The organism is Spirosoma arboris (genome assembly GCF_009754945.1).
Classification (GTDB): Bacteria; Bacteroidota; Bacteroidia; order Cytophagales; family Spirosomataceae; genus Spirosoma; species Spirosoma arboris.
Genome location: NZ_WPIN01000006.1, coordinates 218,348 through 240,266, shown reverse-complemented (window position 1 = coordinate 240,266; position 21,919 = coordinate 218,348). Strand labels below are relative to the sequence as shown.

The 21,919-nt window shown below is 47.7% G+C and carries 20 protein-coding genes; 6 read left to right on the top strand and 14 right to left on the bottom strand.

Annotation, left to right across the window (positions count from 1 at the left end):
- The first annotated feature begins 37 nt into the window (after positions 1–37).
- The 6 genes from GO755_RS18035 (at position 38) to GO755_RS18010 (ending at position 5,837) form a co-directional block, all read left to right on the top strand.
- Positions 38–1,198: a homogentisate 1,2-dioxygenase gene (locus tag GO755_RS18035; RefSeq protein ID WP_157586588.1), complete on the top strand. Its 1,161-nt coding sequence runs from the start codon at positions 38–40 to the stop codon at positions 1,196–1,198.
- A 44-nt stretch (positions 1,199–1,242) separates the two neighbouring features.
- Positions 1,243–2,367 (top strand): 4-hydroxyphenylpyruvate dioxygenase, encoded by a 1,125-nt coding sequence (gene hppD / locus GO755_RS18030; protein WP_157586587.1) that lies wholly within the window; start codon positions 1,243–1,245, stop codon positions 2,365–2,367.
- Positions 2,339–3,208, top strand: coding sequence for a phenylalanine 4-monooxygenase (locus GO755_RS18025; protein ID WP_317165899.1), 870 nt, complete (start codon positions 2,339–2,341; stop codon positions 3,206–3,208). The genes hppD and GO755_RS18025 overlap by 29 nt, the downstream gene beginning before the upstream one ends.
- 53 nt (positions 3,209–3,261) lie before the next feature.
- Positions 3,262–3,699, top strand: coding sequence for a MarR family winged helix-turn-helix transcriptional regulator (locus GO755_RS18020; RefSeq protein WP_317165898.1), 438 nt, complete (start codon positions 3,262–3,264; stop codon positions 3,697–3,699).
- A gap of 66 nt (positions 3,700–3,765) precedes the next feature.
- The gene (gene fahA / locus GO755_RS18015; RefSeq protein ID WP_157586585.1) at positions 3,766–4,938 is read left to right on the top strand and encodes a fumarylacetoacetase; all 1,173 of its coding nucleotides are present in this window, start codon (positions 3,766–3,768) and stop codon (positions 4,936–4,938) included.
- Positions 4,935–5,837, top strand: a complete 903-nt coding sequence (locus tag GO755_RS18010; RefSeq protein WP_157586584.1) for a flavin reductase family protein — start codon at positions 4,935–4,937, stop codon at positions 5,835–5,837. The genes fahA and GO755_RS18010 overlap by 4 nt, the downstream gene beginning before the upstream one ends.
- A gap of 492 nt (positions 5,838–6,329) precedes the next feature.
- Here GO755_RS18010 and GO755_RS18005 read toward each other — a convergent pair whose 3' ends face one another.
- The 14 genes from GO755_RS18005 to GO755_RS17945 all read right to left on the bottom strand — a co-directional run bounded on the left by GO755_RS18005 (position 6,330) and on the right by GO755_RS17945 (position 21,822).
- Positions 6,330–7,889 carry an ABC transporter permease/substrate-binding protein gene (locus tag GO755_RS18005; RefSeq protein WP_157586583.1) on the bottom strand — a complete coding sequence of 520 codons (1,560 nt, stop codon included), beginning with the start codon at positions 7,887–7,889 and terminating at the stop codon, positions 6,330–6,332.
- Positions 7,882–8,616 (bottom strand): ABC transporter ATP-binding protein, encoded by a 735-nt coding sequence (locus GO755_RS18000; RefSeq protein WP_157586582.1) that lies wholly within the window; start codon positions 8,614–8,616, stop codon positions 7,882–7,884. Before GO755_RS18000 ends, GO755_RS18005 begins: the two co-directional genes overlap by 8 nt.
- Positions 8,613–8,894, bottom strand: coding sequence for a DUF427 domain-containing protein (locus tag GO755_RS17995; RefSeq protein WP_157586581.1), 282 nt, complete (start codon positions 8,892–8,894; stop codon positions 8,613–8,615). Before GO755_RS17995 ends, GO755_RS18000 begins: the two co-directional genes overlap by 4 nt.
- A 54-nt stretch (positions 8,895–8,948) precedes the next feature.
- The gene (locus tag GO755_RS17990; protein ID WP_157586580.1) at positions 8,949–10,865 is read right to left on the bottom strand and encodes a CocE/NonD family hydrolase; all 1,917 of its coding nucleotides are present in this window, start codon (positions 10,863–10,865) and stop codon (positions 8,949–8,951) included.
- A 120-nt stretch (positions 10,866–10,985) separates the two neighbouring features.
- Positions 10,986–11,144, bottom strand: coding sequence for a hypothetical protein (locus tag GO755_RS40925; RefSeq protein WP_198174862.1), 159 nt, complete (start codon positions 11,142–11,144; stop codon positions 10,986–10,988).
- Positions 11,128–11,709, bottom strand: a complete 582-nt coding sequence (locus GO755_RS17985; RefSeq protein WP_157586579.1) for a zeta toxin family protein — start codon at positions 11,707–11,709, stop codon at positions 11,128–11,130. Before GO755_RS17985 ends, GO755_RS40925 begins: the two co-directional genes overlap by 17 nt.
- Positions 11,710–11,713: 4 nt before the next feature.
- Positions 11,714–11,914 carry a helix-turn-helix transcriptional regulator gene (locus GO755_RS17980; protein WP_157586578.1) on the bottom strand — a complete coding sequence of 67 codons (201 nt, stop codon included), beginning with the start codon at positions 11,912–11,914 and terminating at the stop codon, positions 11,714–11,716.
- On the bottom strand, positions 11,898–12,383 hold the full coding sequence (locus GO755_RS17975) for a hypothetical protein (RefSeq protein ID WP_157586577.1): 486 nt from the start codon (positions 12,381–12,383) through the stop codon (positions 11,898–11,900). The genes GO755_RS17980 and GO755_RS17975 overlap by 17 nt, the downstream gene beginning before the upstream one ends.
- Positions 12,384–12,512: 129 nt before the next feature.
- Positions 12,513–12,839, bottom strand: a complete 327-nt coding sequence (locus GO755_RS17970) for an L-rhamnose mutarotase (RefSeq protein WP_198174861.1) — start codon at positions 12,837–12,839, stop codon at positions 12,513–12,515.
- 130 nt (positions 12,840–12,969) lie between these two features.
- Complete coding sequence (locus GO755_RS17965) at positions 12,970–13,950, bottom strand: type I phosphomannose isomerase catalytic subunit (RefSeq protein WP_157586575.1); 981 nt, start codon at positions 13,948–13,950, stop codon at positions 12,970–12,972.
- A 79-nt stretch (positions 13,951–14,029) separates the two neighbouring features.
- The gene (locus GO755_RS17960) at positions 14,030–15,259 is read right to left on the bottom strand and encodes an efflux RND transporter periplasmic adaptor subunit (protein WP_157586574.1); all 1,230 of its coding nucleotides are present in this window, start codon (positions 15,257–15,259) and stop codon (positions 14,030–14,032) included.
- 24 nt (positions 15,260–15,283) lie between these two features.
- Positions 15,284–19,687, bottom strand: coding sequence for a CusA/CzcA family heavy metal efflux RND transporter (locus tag GO755_RS17955; protein WP_157586573.1), 4,404 nt, complete (start codon positions 19,685–19,687; stop codon positions 15,284–15,286).
- Between the two features lie 239 nt (positions 19,688–19,926).
- On the bottom strand, positions 19,927–20,319 hold the full coding sequence (locus GO755_RS17950; RefSeq protein ID WP_157586572.1) for a hypothetical protein: 393 nt from the start codon (positions 20,317–20,319) through the stop codon (positions 19,927–19,929).
- 144 nt (positions 20,320–20,463) lie between these two features.
- On the bottom strand, positions 20,464–21,822 hold the full coding sequence (locus tag GO755_RS17945) for an alpha-L-fucosidase (RefSeq protein ID WP_157586571.1): 1,359 nt from the start codon (positions 21,820–21,822) through the stop codon (positions 20,464–20,466).
- Positions 21,823–21,919 lie beyond the last annotated feature (97 nt).

The window sequence follows — 21,919 nt, the reverse complement described above, 5'->3', positions numbered from 1 at the left end:
TACAGCTAGTAAATTGGGAAAAAGCGGCACCAACAAGATGCCCTTTTATCACACGCTCGGCCATATTCCTCCGAAACGGCACACTCAATTCGGGAAACCCAATGGGCAGGGACTTTACTACGAGCAATTGTTCGGCACAATTGGCTTCGAGGGTATGTCGTCTTTGTTGTATCATGTTCATCGCCCAACGATGGTACGTGAAGTGCTGGAGAGTGTTGATATGGCACCTAAATTAGCCATTCAGAAAAATATGCTGGCGCGAAAACTCATTGGGTTCAACATTGCACCAGCCGATGATTTTTTAGAAAGTCGGGTACCTCTGCTAGCAAACAATGACCTGATTTTTGGACTAGCCGCACCACGCCAATCACTGACCACTTATTTCTACAAAAATGCCGATGCCGACGAACTGCTGTTTGTCCATCGCGGGTCGGGCCGATTACGAACATTGTTTGGCACTATACCCTTTCAGTATGGTGATTATCTGATCATTCCGCGTGGAATAATTTATCAGATCGACTTCGATACCACCGACAATCGATTGCTCTATGTGGAGTCACATTCACCGATTTATACGCCCAAACGCTACCGAAACCAGTTTGGGCAACTATTAGAGCATTCGCCCTTTTGCGAACGCGACATCATTCGCCCGCGCGATTTGGAAACCCACGATGAAACCGGTGATTTTCTGATAAAAATCAAGAAACAGGGCTCATTGCATTCGCTTGTCTACGCGTCGCATCCGTTCGATGTGGTTGGATGGGATGGTTACAATTATCCATATAGTTTCTCCATTTTCAATTTTGAACCAATTACCGGACGAGTGCATCAGCCGCCACCTGTTCATCAGACTTTCCAGACCGATTCATTTGTGGTGTGCTCGTTCGTACCTCGTTTATACGACTATCATCCACTGGCGATTCCGGCACCCTATAATCACTCGAACATCGACTCCGACGAGGTCATCTATTACGTAGATGGTGATTTTATGAGTCGTAACGACATCGCTCAGGGACATATCACGTTGCATCCCGGCGGCATTCCACACGGCCCGGCACCGGGTGCCATGGAACGTAGTATTGGCAAAAAAGAAACGCAGGAATACGCAGTGATGGTAGACACATTTCGCCCCCTGATGCTGACTGAACAAGCCCTTAAACTCGATGATGGTAAGTATTATAAGTCGTGGTTAGACTGATGTGCGCAGGTTTCTACCCGCGCTACACAAAACATCAACAAACAATGGAAACACTAGAGCTTTTAGAACCAAAAACGACAGAGGATTTCCTGCCACTTAATGGCACGGATTACATCGAATTGTACGTCGGCAACGCCCGGCAGTCAGCGCATTATTTCCAGACGGCATTTGGCTTTCAACCCATAGCTCATGCAGGGTTGTCAACGGGTGTGCGCGACCGCGAATCGTATGTTGTACAACAGGGAAAAATTCGCCTTGTTCTGACATCTCCCCTTTATGGCGAAAGCGAGATTGGGCGTCATATTGATCGGCACGGCGATGGCGTTCGGGTCGTTGCGCTGTGGGTTGACAATGCTACGCAGGCATTTGAGGAGACAGTTCGTCGGGGGGCTCATGTGTATATGGAACCCACTCGCTCTCAGGATGAATATGGCTACGTCATTCGCTCAGGCATTCATACGTATGGCGATACGCTGCATGTGTTTGTTGAGCGCAATGATTACACAGGTGTGTTTTTGCCGGGTTATCAACCCTGGACGCCAGCTTATCAGCCAAACAACGCTGGTCTCAAATACGTCGATCATATGGTGGGTAATGTGGGCTGGCATGAGATGAATCATTGGATGGCTTTTTACCACGATGTAATGGGCTTTCAGCAGCTTGTTTCGTTCGATGATAAAGACATCTCGACCGATTACACGGCCTTAATGAGCAAGGTTATGACCAATGGCAACGGGCGCGTTAAATTCCCGATCAACGAACCGGCAGAAGGTAAAAAGAAGTCCCAGATTGAGGAGTATCTGGATTTTTATGGTGGCCCCGGTATTCAGCACATCGCCGTCGCCACCGACAATATTGTCGAAACCGTACTGGCTCTGCGCGATCGGGGCGTTGAGTTTCTGACCGTACCCGACACCTACTACGATAATCTGGCCGAGCGAATTGGCCAGATTGACGAAGAAATAGCTACACTACGTCCCCTCGGCATTCTGGCTGACCGGGACGATGAAGGCTACTTGCTTCAGATTTTCACGAAACCCATCTGTCCACGCCCCACGCTGTTTTTTGAAATCATTCAGCGTAAAGGAGCAAAGTCGTTCGGAAAAGGCAATTTCAAAGCCCTGTTCGAAGCTATCGAGCGTGAGCAAGCGTTGCGAGGGACGCTATAACCAGTGCAGTAGGTGTAGTAAGTGGAATAGGTCAAATCAACTCACTACGCCTACTGCACTCACTTCACACATTACAAACATGAACCAGACCTATTCATACACCCCCGGCGAACAGGCCGTTTGGCAACTTCTGTTCGAGCGGCAGATGGCGCAGTTGCCGGGAAAGGCCAGTCAAGATTACTTGGATGGTATTTCGGCAACAGGCTTTCGCCCTGACCGTATTCCTGATTTTGAGCAGGATTTGAATCCTCGGTTGCAAAAACTAACCGGCTGGCGGGTGTGTGCCGTGGAAGGACTTATTCCGAACCGGGCGTTTTTTGAACTTATGGCGAATCGGAATTTTCCGGCTACCACCTGGCTGCGTCGGCAGGATCAACTGGAGTATCTGCCGGAGCCGGATATGTTTCATGATACGTTCGGGCATGTTCCAATGCTATCAAATCAGGCTTTTTGTGATTTCCTGGAAGCGCTGAGCCAGATTGCGTTACATCATATCGAGAGCGAAGAGACCATTGCTATGATCTCCCGATTGTACTGGTATACAGTCGAGTTTGGGTTGATTCAGGAAGGAAATCACTTGCGCATCTATGGCGGTGGTATTTTATCATCGGTAGGCGAAACAACCTATAGCTTGTTCAGTCCTGAGCCGAAGCGGATTCCATATAATGTTGAAACATTGCTCAGGACACCTTATATCATTGACCATTTTCAGGAGCAGTATTTCGTCATTGAGTCGTATGAACAACTCTATCAGTCAGTGGCTCAAGTTGAATCGACACTGGAAGAACTGCTAGTAATGAACCACACGAGCGGCCCCGAATGTATAATAAATAATGAGTAATTTTGGACTACTTACACATCCCTTGTTTAACACTGTCCATTATCCATTAACCTGTGACGCATCCATCCGATACGCGTGCTTATTTCTTCAAGATTGACACCACAATCAAGAAAATTCGAAATGCCCTTCAAAAGCAGTTTACTGATGCTGGTTTTGATCTGACCGTTGATCAGTGGGTTGTGATTGATCACCTCTACCGAAATCCGGGAATCAGTCAGAACACAATTTCGGAAATGACGACCAAAGATGCGCCGACAGTAACGCGCATAATTGACCTGCTAAGTCAGAAAGGTCTGACCGAACGGCGCATGGCCGATAATGATCGGCGCAAGTTTCTGGTCTACTTAACCGAAGCCGGAGAAGCCAAATACAGTGAAGTATTACCGGTCGTATCGGCGATGCGACGGAAAGGATGGGGCGACTTGAGTGATGATGATTATCAGCATTTTGTGCGAATCATGGATTCGATTTATAGTAATATTAGTGAGTAATGTACCTACGGGCTTCAGCCCGTATATGCACATTAGAAAATACGGGCTGAAGCCCGTAGGTACAGTATGTACGGCATATTCAGCTACGGCATTTCAACTCCACGCGTCGGCTTTAAGCATGGCAACTACATTCTGGACCTCGAAGTAGTTAGTCTGCTGGGTTATTTCGATGATCTCGCTATCAACCCAGTTGTATTTGCCCAACCTGCGCTAAACGATTTTATCGCACTGGGCAAACCGGCACATCGCGCTATTCGCCAACGGCTCAATGAGTTGTTAGACAATGATGCTTCGGCGTTTGCCGGCGTTCACAATCAGGTTTTCATCCATGAATCCCGAACGCAGATGCACTTGCCCGTACGTATCGGCGACTACACGGATTTTTATGCGGGTATTCATCATGCCGAAAACGTAGGGCGTATGTTTCGCCCTACGAGCGATCCACTCCTACCGAACTACAAACACTTGCCGGTAGCCTATCATGGTCGAGCCTCCTCAATTGTCGTATCAGGCACGCCCATCCGGCGACCAAATAGCCAGTTTTTGCAGGCAGGCAAACCTGTATTTGGCCCATCGCAGGCACTGGATTTTGAGCTTGAGCTAGGGCTAATTATTGGCAAGAGCAATCCGCTCGGCGAATCAATTTCGGTAGACGAAGCCGAAGACTATATTTTTGGCATTACGCTGTTTAACGACTGGTCAGCACGTGATATTCAGCGATGGGAATATCAGCCATTAGGACCATTTCTGGGCAAAAATTTTGCGTCGAGCCTGTCGGCCTGGGTGTTGCCGTTCGATGAACTGGAGCCATTTCGTGTAGCTGGCCCTATTCAGGAACCAACACCTCTACCCTATCTACAAACAACCGGCAAAAAACATTTTACCCTTGAACTGGAAGTCTGGCTTCAACCTGCTGGCGGAGATGAAATTTGTATCGCCCGATCCAATTCTCGGTATCTATACTGGAATTTCGCCCAGATGATTGCACATCACACAGTTGGTGGCTGTAACCTGAACATTGGTGATGTACTGGCAACAGGTACAATATCAGGCAGTACACCTGGCAGCTATGGATCACTACTCGAACTAAGCTGGAATGGCGAGCGTCCACTGTATTTATCAGAAGCCATAAGCCGAACATTTTTAGCCGATGGCGACACGATAACGCTACGAGGTTGGGGCTTTTTGAACGGTGTTCGCGTAGATTTGGGCGACGTAACCGGAACGATTCATTCATGATCACAGTCAATCCTGCCGATTTAAAACCCAATGAGTTTTATCGCTATATGATTAGCACAATTGGCCCGCGCCCAATTGCGTTGGCCAGTACGATAGATGCGCAGGGAACTATCAATCTGAGCCCCTTCAGCTTCTTCAATCTCTTTGGCTATAACCCAGCCACACTGGTTTTCGCCACAACGATCAACCGGCATGGCCATAAGAAGCACACGTTGCTCAATCTGGAAGAAGTTGGCGAAGTAGTTATCAATGTGGTGAATTACCCGATGGTTGAGCAGATTTCGTTAGCCAGCGCTGAATTTGAACGGGGTGTCAATGAATTCGAGAAGGCAGGCTTTACAGCTGTTCCTTCTGAGCGAGTTCGCCCGCCCAGAGTCGCCGAATCCCCCGCTTCGTATGAATGTGTCGTAAAGCAGATTATCAATACGAATGCCCAGTCGGATCAGGACTCGCCGGGAACGGGTCATTTAGTTATCTGCGAAGTCGTACTAGCGCATTTTCAGGAGTCTATTTTCAACGACAATGGTGGCATTGATCAGGCGCGCATTGATTTGGTTGGACGGCTCGGTGGCGACTGGTACAGCCGGACAAACGCTGATGCATTATTTGCCGTCAGCCGACCGCAGATAGGCATGGGCATCGATCAGATTCCTGCCGCAATTCGTAACAGCGCGATTTTAACGGGCAATGATTTAGGGAAATTAGGCAGTTTTACAGCCATGCCAACGCCTGAGGACGTAGACGCGTTTCGATCTTTGGGAAGCCTGAACGAAATATTCGACGAAGCTCGAAATGGTTGCCAGTATTTACCCGATTTACTACACCTTCGGGCCAAACAATTACTGGCCAAGAACAAAGTGAAAGAAGCATGGCTGACGCTGTTGGCGGGGCAATTGTAATGGACCAGCGGGTTTATTGAATCCTGTATCAGCCCACGGCTTTAGCTGTGGGTTTAGTCAAAGTTGGATTCATTCCATTAACCGTTTCAACGGTTTTAACACATGCTAAACCGTTGAAACGGTTATTTTTATCGGCGTTATTTTCCAGGAACCCACAGCTAAAGCAGTGGGCTGATACAGAGCCGATTCGACCCTTATTTACCTCAAATCCATAAACCTGGTGACCCGTAAAAATCAACCCTAGCTAACGTCAATCTTAATTTTACCCCGGATTACATCCTGGAAAAACGTTTTCAATTCTATAAAAAGGCGGCTATAATGCATGGCTTCTCGTCTCGGTTAATAGCTTCTTAAGGCTGTCTTACATTGTCCAGTTCGACCCCTACAGGGTCGCATGTTTATAGCTCGAACATATTACTATAAATATACGACCCTGTAGGGGTCGAACTGGATTCTAATGTATTTTTTTCTAGCGAACATTGGAATATCCTTTTACTTTTTATCAAGATACCGTACTAAATCTTCAATCGACTGAATACCCAACTGATGCGCTTGCTCTCGTCGCATCATGAGGCAATAGCTATTATTAAAGCCTAGTGGTTTTAACCAATCCATCTTGTATTTCTGCTGAAACTGTTGGCGCACAAATTGATAAACCGAATCGGTTTGCATGGGCAGTTGCTCCAATGTAGAGGCTGACGGCTGTAGAATAACCAGCAATCCTGTTCCCGTATATTCAGGGTAAAAATCAATGGCACCCGTTTGGAGGGCATCGAAGCATATTTGTGTACCGCCAAGCCCTGTTTTTGTTACGACACGTAATGGCGTTTGTCCCTCGATCAATTGCCGGTAAATCTCAGCCAGAATATATTGCTCTGTAAATACTTTCGAGCCCATGACTATAGTTGAAGTTCGCTCGCCCGGTTTGGGAGTATTATATAAACCCGCTTGCTTTAGAAATGCACTCGCTATAGCTTCCGGGGATTCTTTTTTATAGTCTGCTTGGTAATTCAGAGCCGTCATTACAGAATCCGTTAGTTTTCCGGCCAGCTTGTTTAGAGTTGGGCCGAGTTCCGGGTAGCGATCTAGTGTCGCCTGCCGAATGGCGGGAGCAGCTGCATATGGAGGAAACGCATGCCGGTTATCAGCCAGAACCAGCAAGTCGAACGCCTTGATACGCCCATCCGTCGAGTAACCGCTGATAATGTCGACTTGGCCCTGATGAATAGCTTCGTACATCAAGTTTTGGTCAATCAGGCGGGGACGCAGTTGAAGTCCATAGGTTTTCTGCAAACCGGGATAGCCATCTGCACGACCATAAAACTCGTGCGCAAATCCAGCGATGAGCTTATCCTGTCGGCCGGGTAACAAATAAAAAGCCGATAGAAAAGGGACCAGAATCACAAAAGCCAGTGCGCCAATTCGCAATTTCTTAACGGACAATCGTTGAAGTCTGGCCAATCCGAAGTCAAAGCCAACAGCCAGTAACGCGGCCGGAATTGCCCCCGCCAGCATCATATTCACGTTACTTAGGGCAATCCCGCTGAAAATAAACTCACCTAATCCACCGGCTGCTACATAAGCCGCCAGTGTGGCCACGCCTACGTTGATAACCGTTGCGGTACGTACTCCCGCGAAAATGACGGGCAAAGCCAATGGTAATTCAACCTTGGTCAGGATCTGGTTATCTGTCATACCCACGCCTTTCGCAGCTTCTTTCACCAATGGGTTAACTTCGGTAATGCCGACATACGTATTCCGAATGATGGGCAGGAGTGCATATAGAAACAAGGCCACCAAAGCAGGGCCAACGCCAATACCCAACAACGGAATCAGGAAACCCAGAAGCGCTACGCTCGGCACCGTTTGCAACACACCTGCCACACCCAGTACACTACTAGCCAATTTGGTTCGTCTCGAAATCAGGATACCGAGCGGCACCCCAATCAGCAAGGCGAGCAACAGCGATACAAACGTCAGACCAATGTGCGTCAGGGTTTGCTCCAGCAGTTTATCGGCATGCTCGCGGATGAACGAGAAGAAGTCAGTCATTCAGTCGGTGGGGTTTATCGTCCAGAAAATCCCGAACGAAATCGTTAGCAGGTCGTTTCAACAACTCACTAGGCGGCCCAATCTGCACAATTCGTCCCCTGTCCATCAAGGCAATGCGGTCGGCGAGTTCGAGAGCTTCACTTACATCGTGCGTAACGAGCACAACCGTCGTCTCCTTTAATTCATTGAGGCCGAACAGTTCACGCCGAACATGCCGCCGGGTAAACGGGTCCAACGCCCCAAATGGCTCATCCATCAACACAACTGGTGGCTTGGCTGCCAATGCACGTGCCAGTCCAACCCGCTGCCGTTGACCACCACTCAATTCAGATGGGTAGCGCGTCAGTACCGTTTTAGGAAGTTGCAGCTTTTCGATCAGTTCGTGAGTTCGTTGCTGAATAGCCTTTGTCTCCCAGCCTAACAGTTTCGGGACGGTGGCAATAGCCTCAGCAATTGTATAATGTGGAAACAAGCCTCCATCCTGAATAACGTAGCCGATCTGCCGGCGAAGTTCGGGGCCGAGTTGTTGCTGAACGTCTATGCCCGCCACACTGATCGAGCCACTGGTAGGCTCGATCAGGCGGTTAATCATTTTGAGCGTGGTGGTTTTACCGCAGCCACTAGTGCCTAATAATACAAGGGTTTCGCCCTGCCCAACTGTTAGCGAGACACCGTCTACAGCCGCGTGTGATGCAAATCGTTTGGTTAGTTTCTGAATCTCGATCATTCGACTATCTGAACACCTTTCCAGAAAGCAACCCGGTCTTTGATCTGACTCGCAGCTGGCTTAGGATCAGGATAATACCAAACCGCGTCGGGGTTGGTGGTGCCATTTACAGTTAGTGAATAATACGAAGCCAGGCCTTTCCAGGGACAGATTGTGTGTGTTTGACTATCACCCAGACATTCGGGTTTCACCGATTCTTTCGGGAAGTAATGGTTGTTTTCGACCACAACGGTATCGTTACTTTCGGCAATAATTTCGCCGTTCCAGATAGCTTTCATAGGCTGATAATTAGACGTTTGTAAGGGTACAACCCAGCAATACAGGAACTAGTTTTATTTCAACACCTGTACTTCAATCACCGAACTATCGTATACTCGGTGAGTAGCCTTCTGAAAGTCTTTTTCATCAGCTTTAAAGATGTTGTCCACATATTTCTGTGGATTTCTGTCGATAAGTGGGAACCAGGTACTTTGTACCTGAATCATAACCCGATGCCCCTTTTTGAACGTATGCAATACATCCTGCAAGCGGAAATTCACATCTGTTACTTCACCCGGTTTAAAGGGCTCTGGTTTCTCAAATGAGTTGCGAAACCGGCCCCGCATTACCTCCGAACGTACCATCTGCTCATAATTACCGAGGGTAATATTCTTGTTGGGCATGTAAGGATGATTCGGCTCATCGGGCGGATACACATCAATCAATTTAACGACCCAATCGGCATCAGTTCCAGTAGTACTCACTTTGAGTTTAGCCATAATTTCGCCACCCAGTGTTAGGTCTTCGGTCAGAACATCGGTTTTAAACGTCAATACATCAGGCCGACGACCCGCAAAACGCTGATCCTCTGACATATAGTTGAACGGCGTAAAACCTTGCGTTGTCGTAATGTCTTCGGTGTAAGGCACCGGTTTCATCGGGTCACTGATGAATTCCGAATAGGCATTGCCCGCCTGTTGCGCCAGTTGGCCATTGCTGGCCAAGAAAAACTGCATCGGTTGCGCATTGGCAGCTGGCCATTTATCGAACGTTTTCCACTCGTTGCGACCCGTGTTGAACAGATAGGCTTCGGGTAATCCAGTCTTGCCATCGCCCGCGCCTTTCAGGAAGTGCGTAAAGAATTTGGCCTCGATATTTCGCTGATAAAACGTAGCGATGCTATCGCCAAAATAGACATTACTGTGCAGCGTATGGCCCGTCTCGTACGACCAACGACCATGCCCAAACGGCCCCATAACCAGCGTATTATAGATGCCGGGATTATTTTTTTCAACCGTTTTATAGATGTTCAGCGGGCCCGGCAAGTCCTCTGCGTCGAACCAGCCACCCACAGTCATGAGGGCATGTTTAACATTTTTGAGATGCGGAATAATGCTCCGTTTCTGCCAGAATTCGTCGTAGTTCGGGTGGTTAACAGTTTCCTGCCAATAGAAATTATCCTTGTAATACTTATCGACATTTTTGAGTGGGCCGAGATCCAGTTGCCATTGAAAACCATCCTTCGACTTGGTATTGATAAATGCATTGTTGTACCAGGCTTGCGTAGTTGGCTGTGGGTGTTGAATCCCAAACACCGGAAACGTGAATAAATAAGCCTGAATAAACGCACCATTGTGGTGAAAATCGTCGAAGAAAAAGTCCGAGATTGGCGCTTGTGGCGATGATGCTTTCAATGCCGGGTGAGCGGCCACAGCGCCTGCAATGGTGTAAAAGCCAGGATAACTAATACCCCACTGCCCTACTCGGCCGTTGTTATTTGGTATGTTTTTAAGCAGCCATTCAATGGTATCGTAGGTATCGGAACTCTCATCGACGAGGGTTGTATTCACTGGTTTTGTAACACTCTTTTTGCCCTTAGTCGCTACGGCAACAGGTTGCTGATCGGTTACGGTCGGTGTCATGTTTGTCCAGATGCCTTCCGACGCCCAACGTCCCCGAACGTCCTGATACACGAAGATGAACTTGTCGCGCATGAGTGTTCCCGAAGGGCCAACCTGTGCAGGATACGTATCGGGACCGTAAGGCGCTACGCTATAGCACGTCCGCTGCATCATAAACGGATAACTACTTGTTGGTGAGGCATCCTTCGGAACATAGACAGTTGTATGCAGTTTTGTGCCATCGCGCATCGGAATTTTGTATTCCGTCTTCTGGTAATTATCCCGAACAAAGTTTCCAGCGGTCGTAAGTTGCGCCTGGGCTGGAACGATGAAAGCAAACGCGAGAAGTGCGTAAAGCCAGTATTTCATAAAGGTGCCGTATTGATGGAGTTGATACCTGTAAAGATAACGATATGCAGGACTGAGTAACAACAAAAAACGCCCATTGGCTATAGGCGTTTTGGTGAATGTATTTAGTAACGATTGGCCTTACAAGTCACGAGCTTTGACATGGACAGGTTTACCATCGCGCTCAATAACCAGTGTGTCGTCATCACGCTTGGCTTTCTCGACTAATCGTTTGTGAGCTAACCGAAAGCCGTCCATGACCTTTTCCGAAATGTCTTCTTTTTTAGTTGCCGTTTCCATGCTCACTTCTCAAAAAATTCCACAAGACAGAATCCTTAATTATCTCCTGCATTCGTAAACCGCCATGTGCCACTTCAATGGGTTCTTCACCGCTATTGTTGACAACCCAAAATGAATCACAAATCGGCAGATAAAGCGTAAATAAGTTCTTTAGTGCCCGTTCGTATCTGCGATAAACAACATCGGTAGGAATATGGTGCCCACCCATTGAAACACGCTTTGCTACACGGCTAACAGCCATTTCAGGCGAGGATAAATATATAAAAAAAAGTGTAACACTATAACCAGCCTCCTTGGCACGCCGAATCGTTTGTACATAAGAGCGAGTTGAAAGCGTCGTCTCAAAGGCAAAATCAACGTCTTTGGAAATTAAAAAGTCAATTCGCTGCAACATAATTCGTCCGGCCTCAAAAGCCACAGAATCAGGTCGAAACGGCGACAATCCACGAGCTATTTCGTCTGCGTTTACAAATTCCCAAACGCTCAGTATCTCAGGCAAGAGTGTATAAGCAGTTGTCGTTTTTCCAGCTCCATTCGGGCCAGCCATGATATATAGGTTTGGCATCTTATCAATCGGTCGCTTCGAGCGTAAAGATATGCTCAACCGGTTTACCAAACACCTGTGCCAGTTTCAGTGACAAAATCGTGGAGGGAACGTAGCGGCCCGTTTCAATCGAGTTAATCGTTTGTCGACTTACGCCAATGCGATCAGCCAGATCGGCCTGTGACAGATTCTGTTCGGCCCGTTCAACTTTAAGCCGGTTTTTCATAACGCAAAATAGTTGTTCCAAAAATAAGCCAGCGAAACCGGATAATGAATACTACCAAGACAGTAAACATGTTATAGACCATAACATTAAAAAAGGCATTGTCATACAGCGTCAAAATGGCAATAGCCAGTATGATATAATTGGCATAAACGCTCCATTGCAACGCTTCGAGCCGAAGTTGACCTATCATTTCATCTTCAACCTTCTCTCGTGAGAATGCTATGAATAACAGACCTACAATAGTACCAACACCTGCTATTTCATCGGTCATATTTTGGCTACCAGCAGAAAAGAAGCCTTCAAGCGTAAGAGTGCCTGTTGGTGGCTTAGCATTGAATAAAAGCTCCTTAATTAAGGAAATAATATCTAACTCATAATACATTGCTGCCAGCCCGAGGATAGCCGAAGGAATGAAAATAATCCAGCCAATAAACCGGAAGCGATGCGGGAAAAGCCATTTTGTTTTCATAGATATGTAAAGTTTATTTGACACAACAAACGTAAATTTTGTTTTCCATTATGTCAAGTTAATTTTACATAAATAACAAAAAAAATAGTGGAACATGATATGGATGAATACCCGTGCCAGATTCCAAATTCACATTTTGAAGATCTCTTTCATCAGCATCCACTTCTCGCCCGGTTTCGCCATGGGCAGAGACTGCTGGTAACCCCACATGAGATTCTCCCATTCCTGCACCTTTGGGTTGGCGGCATCAGCCGCTGCTTTCACGTCAAACGAGAAGGTTTCGTCTGTTTCCATGATCATAAACAGGCGATTGCCGATCCGGTAAATTTCCATTTCGGTGATGCCATAGTCACGAATACTGGCTTCAATAGCGGGTTGAAGCTTTTTGTGATACTGTTCATACTCGGCAATCAGAGCCGGGTCATCTTTGAGATCAAGGGCAAGGCAATAGCGCATCAGAACCGGGATTATTGACCGGGATTTAGCTGATTTAGGGATTTTCTGGATTTTGTTTTAAACAGATTCGCGTCTTTGACGCGTAAACAAAGTCCAGAAAATCCCTAAATCAGCTAAATCCCGGTTCTGACTAAGGTACATAGGTTTCCAGCACTGTCATGTCGCCGTCTGGAATCAGGGTTATGTTATCGATGGATGCGGGAATCAGAGCACATTGGCCCATTTTGAGCGATTGGCTATAGCCTCCCGGAGTTTCGATGGTCAGGCCACCCGCCACACAGATCAGGATCACGAAGGAGTCGATATGTGTGTAGTCATGAGCAACTTCTTCATTAAAATTCAGTACGTTCGTTACGAAATAATTACTCGTAACGGCGTTAACGCTCTCATTTAACTTCTTGTCGTACTGCGTTTTGTAATGGTCGTAGTGGTGATAATCAATGGCGTCGACGGCCAGTTCGGTGTGAAGTTCGCGCTTCTGGCCAGTGGTTGCATCTACGCGATCGAAGTCGTAAATCCGGTAGGTGGTGTCGGACGTCTGCTGGATTTCGGCTAGCAATAATCCCTTGCCAATGTAGTGAACGCGACCAGCGGGCAGGAAAAATACATCGCCAGGGTGAGCGGGTTCGATGTTCAGCAAGTCCTGAATGGTGTTGTCGGCTACGGCTTTAACGTACTCGTCTTTAGTCACTTCCCGATTGAAGCCCGAGTTAAGTTTTGCGCCTTCATCAGCCTGCATAATGTACCACATCTCGGTTTTACCGAAGCCGCTTTTGCGTTGTTTGGCCAGCTCATCATTCGGGTGAACCTGAATGGATAGATCGTCATTGGCATCAATGAATTTCACTAGTAGCGGAAACCGATTGCCATACTGCTCGTAAACGTGTTTCCCAACAAGTTCACCTTTGTATTGCTCCACCAGTTCGTGTAGCGATTTCCCTTGAAGACTACCTTCTTTTACAATCGATACGTTGCCTTCTACATCGGAGACTTCCCAAGTTTCACCACAGTTGGGCAAGGGAGCGAAGTCTTTCTCCAGAATTGTTTTGATTTTCTGGCCTCCCCAGATTTTGTCTTTGAAAATGGTTTCGAACGTCAGCGGATATAACATGAGGGAAATGAACCGTGCAAACGGCTACGACTGATTGTTGGATGAGGAAATTAACTGCCAAAGTAAAGCATTTGTTGGTCTACTCCTCTTCGCTGTTATTTAATTTGGCTAACAAATTATAGGCGCCCTTCACCACAATTGGGGTTTGCTTCGCGTTAATATCGCCGGGCAGGGTTATAGATACATAACCATTTTCCCGAACGCCGGGCTTCACTTCCACTTGTCGAAATTGATATGTTATTGGATTGACCTCCTTCTTTTCCAGAATATAGATGTAGTGTTTGCCGCCAAAATTAACGATAGCCTCTTCAGGTAGCGCAGGCAATGGCTGCGTTTTCACATCAATCTGAGCCGAGATATAGCCGCCTGGAATAAAGTCATTGGCATAGCCATCCGGGTGTACTAATACCGAAATCGTTCGGTCGGCAGCGATGGATTTACCGATCAGGAAAATTTCACCCCGATGTATCAGACTAGCATCTCCCCCCATACCGAACCGAACGAGTTGACCCACATGAATCCGGCTAATATCTTTCTCGAAAATAGTTAACCGAACGTGCGGGTGCGTTAAATCTGTAATCTGTACCAGTACATCGGCAGGGTTCAGGTAGCGGCCATTATTGACCGGTACGTCGGTGACGAAACCCGATACCGGCGAGGGAACGCTAATTATACGAGTCAGCGTGGCGGGTGTCAACGTAGCCGGATTGATGTGCAAAAGCGCAAGTCGCTGAGCCATACCAGCCAGGTGAGCCTGCAAGCTCTGACGATTAGCTCGGGTTTGTTGGAATACCTTCAGTGCATTGACGTTTTCTCGACTCAATTCCTGTTGCCGTTCAAACTCCAGGTCGGCATATTCCAGTTTCGCCTTTGTATCCAGGTAATCCTGTTGAAGCTGAATGTATTCAGGATTTTCGAGCACGACCAACGTCTGCCCTTTGCTGATACGCATTCCCGGTTCCAGTCCAATTTTCCTGATATAGCCGCCAAATGGTACCGAAACCGATACCTGATTTTGAGCCGGCACATCGAGTGAGCCGTTCACTTTCAGTGTAGTACTAAGACTTCGAGGCACAGGCTGTCCGAGTTGAATACCTGCCACGGTGTATTGTGCCTGCGTCAGAGCAACCCTCACAGGGTCGTCAGATTTCTCAGTGGAATCTACGGCTGTAGTAGATTCTGTGGTCTTTTCAGTAGTGGTATCAGTATTGGATTTTTCAGTAGACTGGCAAGCCAACACGCCGACTATCCCGCCAATTAACAGCAGGCAAAGCCGAACAAGACGAATAGATGAATGATTGAAAGTCATATAGAAGTACACTGCGACAAGCACTTATGGATTGCCAGCCAGGTAGTTAATGTATAAAACTGATTGATTGTACTGATTCAGCAGATCGAGGTAGTTCAGACGAATGGTAAGCGCCTGCTGAATGGCTAGTGAAAATTCGACATAGCCAATATCTCCACCGCTGAATGATCGACGGGCATTGGTTTGAATAAGCTGCGCCTGTGCCAACCCATTTTGTTCATAATAGGTAAGCGCATCACGATATTGCCCATATTGGGTTACGGCCTGAGTTATCTGTTGTTGAAGCGCCAGTTGCTGACTTTGCAGTTGCGTTTGGGCGAGCTGCTCTCCAACGCGGGCGGCCTCAATTCTTGCCCGTCCGGCCCCGCTCAACAAGGGAAACGTTACCCCAATCTGACCACCGTAGAATCGATAGCCAGGCCCGAAATACAGTTCCTGTCCATCGATCAACTGGCTACCGACGAGTGTCTGCGAGAAAATACCAAGCAGAAAATCGGGTTTAAGGCGCGCCTGCTCGACAGAACGAGATTCCTGAGCAACGCGAATCTGTTGCTGTAACTGACGCAGAAGCGGATTTTGCGCAAGAACCGTACTATCTGTCGGAATCGTCAATGTTAGTTTAGGCAACTCCTGCTCTGGAATGTTGACGGGTTCCGTGCGATAAAGCAATGTCTGCAAACGCGTTCGTGTAGCGGTTTGATTGCTTTCGTTCTGAGCCAGTCGTACACGTTGATCAGCCAGTTGGCTTTCGGCCGTAGCTTTTTCCAGACTTCCGGTTTCCCCTACCCGATACCGAAGATTAGCTGCCTTGACAAACTCGGTTAGGATCGTATCCTGCTGGTGGTAAATGCGCGTTTTCTGCTGAAGATAGACCAGATCGTAGTAGGTCGATTTTACCTGATACTGAACATCATTTCGAGTAACGAGTACCTCAAGTTGGCGAGCCGAAACGGCCTGATCATTCAAGTCAGCCAGTCGACGCATGAGCGTTGGATTCGGAATGGTCTGGGTTACCGTTAGGTTGTTATCAAACCGGCGACTATTATACTGACCCAGCATACCCACAACCGATAGTCGCCCGGCATCGTAAGCTGTTCGACGTAATGCTTGTTGCTGGCTCACGCCCAGTCCAGCTACCTGAACCTGCGCATTACGATTACTTGCCTGTTGCACCGCCTGATCAAGTGTAATTACCTGCAAAGGAGCCACTTGTGAAAAACCAATTGTCGACGATGCCACTAGTAACCCAATGATTCTAGCAACAGAAGGCGACTTTTTCCTGGCAGTTTTGATCTCACGATCAAGTGATTTCTTTTCCATTAGCGAATACAGGATTGGTAAAATAATCAGTGTCAATAGCGTTGCGGTCAACAAGCCACCAATGACAACGGTAGCTAAGGGTTTCTGAACTTCGGCCCCTGCCGAATTGGAAACCGCCATTGGAATAAAGCCGAACGACGCGACAAGAGCCGTCATGATAACCGGTCGCAAGCGCACCTCAGCACCCTTTCGGATAATCTCGATCATATCGGTCAGTCCCTCTTCGTGCCGCAGACGGTTGAATTCGGCAATCAGGACGATACCGTTCAGCACCGATACTCCGAAGAGGGCAATAAAACCGACACCTGCCGAAATACTAAATGGCATACCGCGTAGCAACAGGGCAAATACACCCCCAATGGCCGCCATTGGAATCGCCATAAAAATGAGCAGGCTCTGACGAACAGAATCGAACGTAAAAAAGAGTAAAGCAAAAATCAGTGCGAGAGCAATGGGTACGGCGATACTTAGTCGTTGCTTGGCATCAACTAAGTTCTGAAACTGGCCACCATAGGTAACATAGTAACCCGCCGGAAACTTAATCTGCTGATCGACTTTCTGCCGAAGTTCGTTCACGATACTTTCCACATCTCGCCCGCGCACGTTGAAACCCAAGGTGATACGTCGGTGGGTATCGTCACGCTGAATTTGATTAGGGGCCTGCTCCATTGTCACCTTTGCCACTTCCGACAGCGGAATCTGCTGGCCCGGACTGGAAGGTCCAGTTGGCGTGGCGATATAAACGTTCTGAATATCTTCAATACGTTGCCGCTTATCGGCAGCCAGCCGAACAACCAGATCAAAGCGTTTTTCGCCTTCGAAAACCAGGCCTGCCGATTGCCCTGCAAAGGCGGTATTAATGGTTTGGTTGACATCGGCCACGTTCAAGCCGAAGCGCGCTAGTTGATTCCGGTCTAGCTTGATCAGAATCTGCGCTAAGCCTGCAACCTGCTCAACGTACAGATCTTTTGCCCCATCAATGCGCCGGATAATGGCGCCCACCCTGTTAGCTAGTTTTTCCAGTTGATCGAGATCTTCGCCATAAATTTTCAACGCGACATCCTGCCGTGCGCCTGTCATCAATTCATTGAAGCGCATCTGTACAGGCTGCTGAAAGCCAAAAGTTACTCCTGGTATTACCGATAAAGCCTCCGCCATTTTCCCTGCCAGTTCATCACGGGTTTTGGCCGACGTCCACTGATCTTTTGGTTTTAAAATTATCATCTGATCGGCTGCTTCGATCGGCATCGGATCAGTTGGAATTTCGCCGGAACCAATTTTTGCAACAACCTGCTCTACTTCGGGGAACTGTTTCAGCAAAATTCGCTCGGCTTTGAGCGTCGCATCGACCGTTTCGGATAAAGAACTGCCCGTTAGTGTACGGGTGTCAACCGCAAAATCGCCTTCATCCAACTGCGGAATGAACTCGCCACCCATACGGCTAAACAGAAATCCGGCTAGCGCTAATAAGCCCAAAGCCCCAAGCAAAATGGGCAGTCGATGCCGCAGTGATCCTAATAGTACTGGTTCGTAAAACCGTTGGAGCTGCTTCATTAGCTTAGCCGAAAACGTCTCCTTGTGAACGACTTTTTTGTCCAGTAACAAGGACGAAATCATGGGCACATAAGTAAGCGACAGGATAAACGCGCCCAGAATAGCAAACGCGACCGTCAGGGCCATGGGTCGAAACATTTTGCCTTCCACTCCCGACAACGCCAGAATAGGCAGGTATACAATCAGAATGATAATCTCGCCAAAAGCAGCCGATGACCGAATTCGGCTAGCTGCCCCAAAGACCTCATTATCCATTTGCTCCTGTGTGAGAGTCTGGTCTTTATTTCGGAGGATAATGTGATGCAGCGTAGCTTCCACAATGATAACGGCCCCATCGACAATCAATCCAAAGTCGATAGCCCCAAGGCTCATCAGGTTGCCCGATACATCAAAGAGATTCATCATCGAAATAGCGAAGAGCAAGGCAAGCGGAATCACCGAAGCAACTACTACGCCTGCCCGCCAGTTACCCAACAGTAATACCAGCACCAAAATGACGATAATAGCCCCTTCCAACAGGTTGCGTTCTACAGTACCGATGGCACTATTGACCATTTTTGTACGGTCCAGAAACGGGATAATCTGAACGCCTTCTGGCAACGTTTTTCTGATTTCAGCGATCTTGTTTTTTACGGCCTTAATCACTTCAGACGAATTTCCGCCCTTGATCATCATCACGATTGCTCCAACAGTTTCGCCCTGACCATTGCGCGTTACGGCCCCATAACGTACCGCCGAACCCATTTGCACCTGTGCAACATCGCGCACTCTTACAGGTAATCGTTGATCATTCAGCCTTACAACAACATTAGCAATGTCGTCAATGGAACTAATCAACCCATTAGACCGAATAAAGAAGGCGTTGGGTTTCCTGTCAATATAGGCACCACCCGTGTTCTGGTTGTTTTTTTGTAGGGCCGTAAACAAGTCATTGACAGTGACCCCCATACTGCGCAGTCGATCAGGATCAACAGCGATCTCATATTGTTTAAGCAGTCCCCCGAAACTACTCACATCTGCTACACCAGGTGTTCCAAGCAGTCCTCGACGGATAATCCAGTCCTGAATGGTACGTAGATCGGCCAACGAGTATTTACTTTCGTAGCCCTTTTTGGGGGCAACTGTGTATTGGAAAATTTCGCCCAATCCGGTTGTAACAGGAGCCATTATAGGTGTACCAACGCCCGGCGGAATCTGGGTTGTTACAGTCTGTAATCGCTCGGCAATCTGCTGCCGTGCCCAATACACATCGGTTGCATCGCTGAATACAACCGTTACGATAGACAGCCCAAAGCGGGAAAACGACCTGAGTTCGATCAGACCGGGTATGTTGGAGAGCCCGACTTCCACTGGAAATGTAACAAGTCGTTCGATGTCCTCAGCCGCCAGCGACGGGCTACTGGTAATAACCTGAACTTGATTATTGGTAATATCGGGTACTGCATCAATCGGCAATTGTGTCGCCGACCAACCGCCCCAGGCTACTAATGCCAAGGCCAGAAAACCAATGATGAGTTTGTTATGTATTGAAAAATGAATGATGGTGTTCAGCATAGTGACTACCGTAAATAAGTCGGCTAATAATATCCTCTAAGGCAGGCCACCATGGCCTGATACATGCAGGAAATAATACGACCAGGGCCGTATGGCGTGCAGAATGACGTATGCCATTAGTCTGTCGTTTCGAACGATCAAACACAGCACAAAAGCAGGAAAACAGGGCAAGTAAATAGGCCAGCCAGTATAGTAATACCACATGAACGGGCATAATTCGGCCTACAGGTACGCAAAAGCTAGCGTCTGGGAGGGTTTATTAGGGAGAAAACCGATAGAAACGAATACAGATTTGTATAGCGCGAGAACGCCATCTGAGAAAAAATCCCCACCGATAGACACGATGTAATGCTTAATCGAAGGTTATTCGGCATGAAACCATTAACCATATGGCCTACCGAAGGCAAGTTGTGGTGACTGTGGTTAGGGTGCTTGTGGTGTTCTGAGTTTTCGCCATAATGCATGACCATAAAATCAGAGAAACTCAGATTATGGTCATGATCTGCTTTTACATGTTGCTGGTAATGCTGTATCAGTTCGACCAGTTTGGTCGACTGATCGACGCCAAAACCGGGCAGCAAACTGCTCCCCAGAATTAGACCCGCCAGCAAAAAAGCAACGATTGATTTCATGAACCCGCTTTCTTTTAGGTGCTAAACGCAAGGTAGCGCTGAAAGTTTATATAGAGCAGTTCCTCCAGCTAATTTAGAAATAATCCAGTAGATGATAGCGCGAGCGTCCGCAACGGTTGCCCAATTTGCTCGCGCTATCGCTCATCATTCTCCTTCTCGCGCCGATGCTTTATAAACGCCTACTTCCGCCAGCTCTACCGAACCATTGGCATTGGCAATGATCAAACGAAGCTTCGACGATTTCACGGTCGGGAAACGTAATAACCGTTTATAGCCTACCGTTGTGAATGTCTGAAGTGGCTTCCATGCCGAACCATCCCAATACTCAACCCGCCCACTGGCAATACGTTGTCCATTGGCAATATTTTCCTGAATCGACACGCGATCAAAGGGTTGCTCGCCATTTAACTCAATGGTTAGCGGTTGATTGGCAGACAACGTCGTGAATGTGCCAAGCTGTTTATCAGTAAGCTTGGGCTGTTTAGCCACCAGATTTTGTTTAAATGTTTCGTCTAGAATCCTGCGAAACTCTTTCAAACTCGCCAGATCAGGCTCTGAGAAAAGACCCTCACGATTGGGAGGCACATTCAGCAACAACAAACTATTCCGGCCAACCGACTGGTAATAAAGATTGACCAGGTTTTTGCCTGAGCGCACTTTAGCATCTTCCTTTTCATGATAAAACCAGCCGGGTCGGATAGATACGTCGGTCTCTGCCGGAACCCATTGTTTACCCGTCGCGTCACCCCGGTTCAGGTATTTGGAATCAGCTACACCAGGAGCTAATCCATCAGTATTGATTGTCGACCAGCAGGTTTCGCCCGCGTTCCCAGCTTCGTTACCCACCCATCGAACATCAGGCCCAGCATCCGAAAACATGACCGCATTGGGTTGTAACTCCCGAACCAGCGCCCAATACCCAGCAAAATCGTACGTCATATCTTTGGCATTTTCGCCCTTCGCCCCATCGAACCAGACCTCCGAAATAGGGCCATAATTAGTCAGCAATTCGCGCAACTGGCTTTTGTAATAATCGTTGTAAGCAGCTGTGCCATAGCGCGGTTCATGACGATCCCAAGGCGATAGATACACACCGAATTTCAAACCAAATTCACGACAGGCATCGGCTACCTCACGTACCACATCACCTTTCCCGTTCTTCCAGGGGCTATTTTTCACGGAATGCTCGGTCATTTTGGATGGCCATAGGCAGAAGCCGTCATGATGCTTGGCCGTAATGATGGCCATTTTGAAACCGGCTTCTTTCAGGGCTTTAATCCATTGACGAGCATCCAGTTTCGTAGGATTAAATATTGCCGGACTTTCGGTGCCATCACCCCACTCTTTATCAGTAAACGTATTGACCGTAAAGTGCAGAAACGCCGTGGTTTCCAACGGTTGCCAGGCAAGCTGGCGGGGAGTCGGTTTAACCGTTGGTTGAGCCGTAAGGCAAGTTACCGTCAGTAATACCAATAACCCAGTAAGAGCAGAATAAAAACGCATAATAAATAGGAAAGTCAGTAAGGGAATTAGACTTATTTTTTAGCCCCTAAAAGTAACTAAAAAACAACCTCTCCAACCGGTTATTGACATAGATGCT

Coding starts and splice junctions, on each gene's coding strand:
- GO755_RS17985 (WP_157586579.1), bottom strand. CDS start 11,709: ATGCCAAACCTATATATCATGGCTGGCCCGAATGGAGCTGGAAAAACG.
- GO755_RS17965 (WP_157586575.1), bottom strand. CDS start 13,950: ATGTTATATCCGCTGACGTTCGAAACCATTTTCAAAGACAAAATCTGG.
- GO755_RS17975 (WP_157586577.1), bottom strand. CDS start 12,383: ATGAAAACAAAATGGCTTTTCCCGCATCGCTTCCGGTTTATTGGCTGG.
- GO755_RS40925 (WP_198174862.1), bottom strand. CDS start 11,144: ATGGAAACGGCAACTAAAAAAGAAGACATTTCGGAAAAGGTCATGGAC.
- GO755_RS18000 (WP_157586582.1), bottom strand. CDS start 8,616: ATGATCGAGATTCAGAAACTAACCAAACGATTTGCATCACACGCGGCT.
- GO755_RS17945 (WP_157586571.1), bottom strand. CDS start 21,822: ATGCGTTTTTATTCTGCTCTTACTGGGTTATTGGTATTACTGACGGTA.
- GO755_RS17980 (WP_157586578.1), bottom strand. CDS start 11,914: ATGAAAAACCGGCTTAAAGTTGAACGGGCCGAACAGAATCTGTCACAG.
- hppD (WP_157586587.1), top strand. CDS start 1,243: ATGGAAACACTAGAGCTTTTAGAACCAAAAACGACAGAGGATTTCCTG.
- GO755_RS18005 (WP_157586583.1), bottom strand. CDS start 7,889: ATGACTGACTTCTTCTCGTTCATCCGCGAGCATGCCGATAAACTGCTG.
- GO755_RS17955 (WP_157586573.1), bottom strand. CDS start 19,687: ATGCTGAACACCATCATTCATTTTTCAATACATAACAAACTCATCATT.
- GO755_RS17995 (WP_157586581.1), bottom strand. CDS start 8,894: ATGAAAGCTATCTGGAACGGCGAAATTATTGCCGAAAGTAACGATACC.
- GO755_RS17960 (WP_157586574.1), bottom strand. CDS start 15,259: ATGACTTTCAATCATTCATCTATTCGTCTTGTTCGGCTTTGCCTGCTG.
- GO755_RS17950 (WP_157586572.1), bottom strand. CDS start 20,319: ATGAAATCAATCGTTGCTTTTTTGCTGGCGGGTCTAATTCTGGGGAGC.
- GO755_RS18010 (WP_157586584.1), top strand. CDS start 4,935: ATGATCACAGTCAATCCTGCCGATTTAAAACCCAATGAGTTTTATCGC.
- GO755_RS18035 (WP_157586588.1), top strand. CDS start 38: ATGCCCTTTTATCACACGCTCGGCCATATTCCTCCGAAACGGCACACT.
- GO755_RS17990 (WP_157586580.1), bottom strand. CDS start 10,865: ATGAAATACTGGCTTTACGCACTTCTCGCGTTTGCTTTCATCGTTCCA.
- fahA (WP_157586585.1), top strand. CDS start 3,766: ATGTACGGCATATTCAGCTACGGCATTTCAACTCCACGCGTCGGCTTT.
- GO755_RS17970 (WP_198174861.1), bottom strand. CDS start 12,839: ATGCGCTATTGCCTTGCCCTTGATCTCAAAGATGACCCGGCTCTGATT.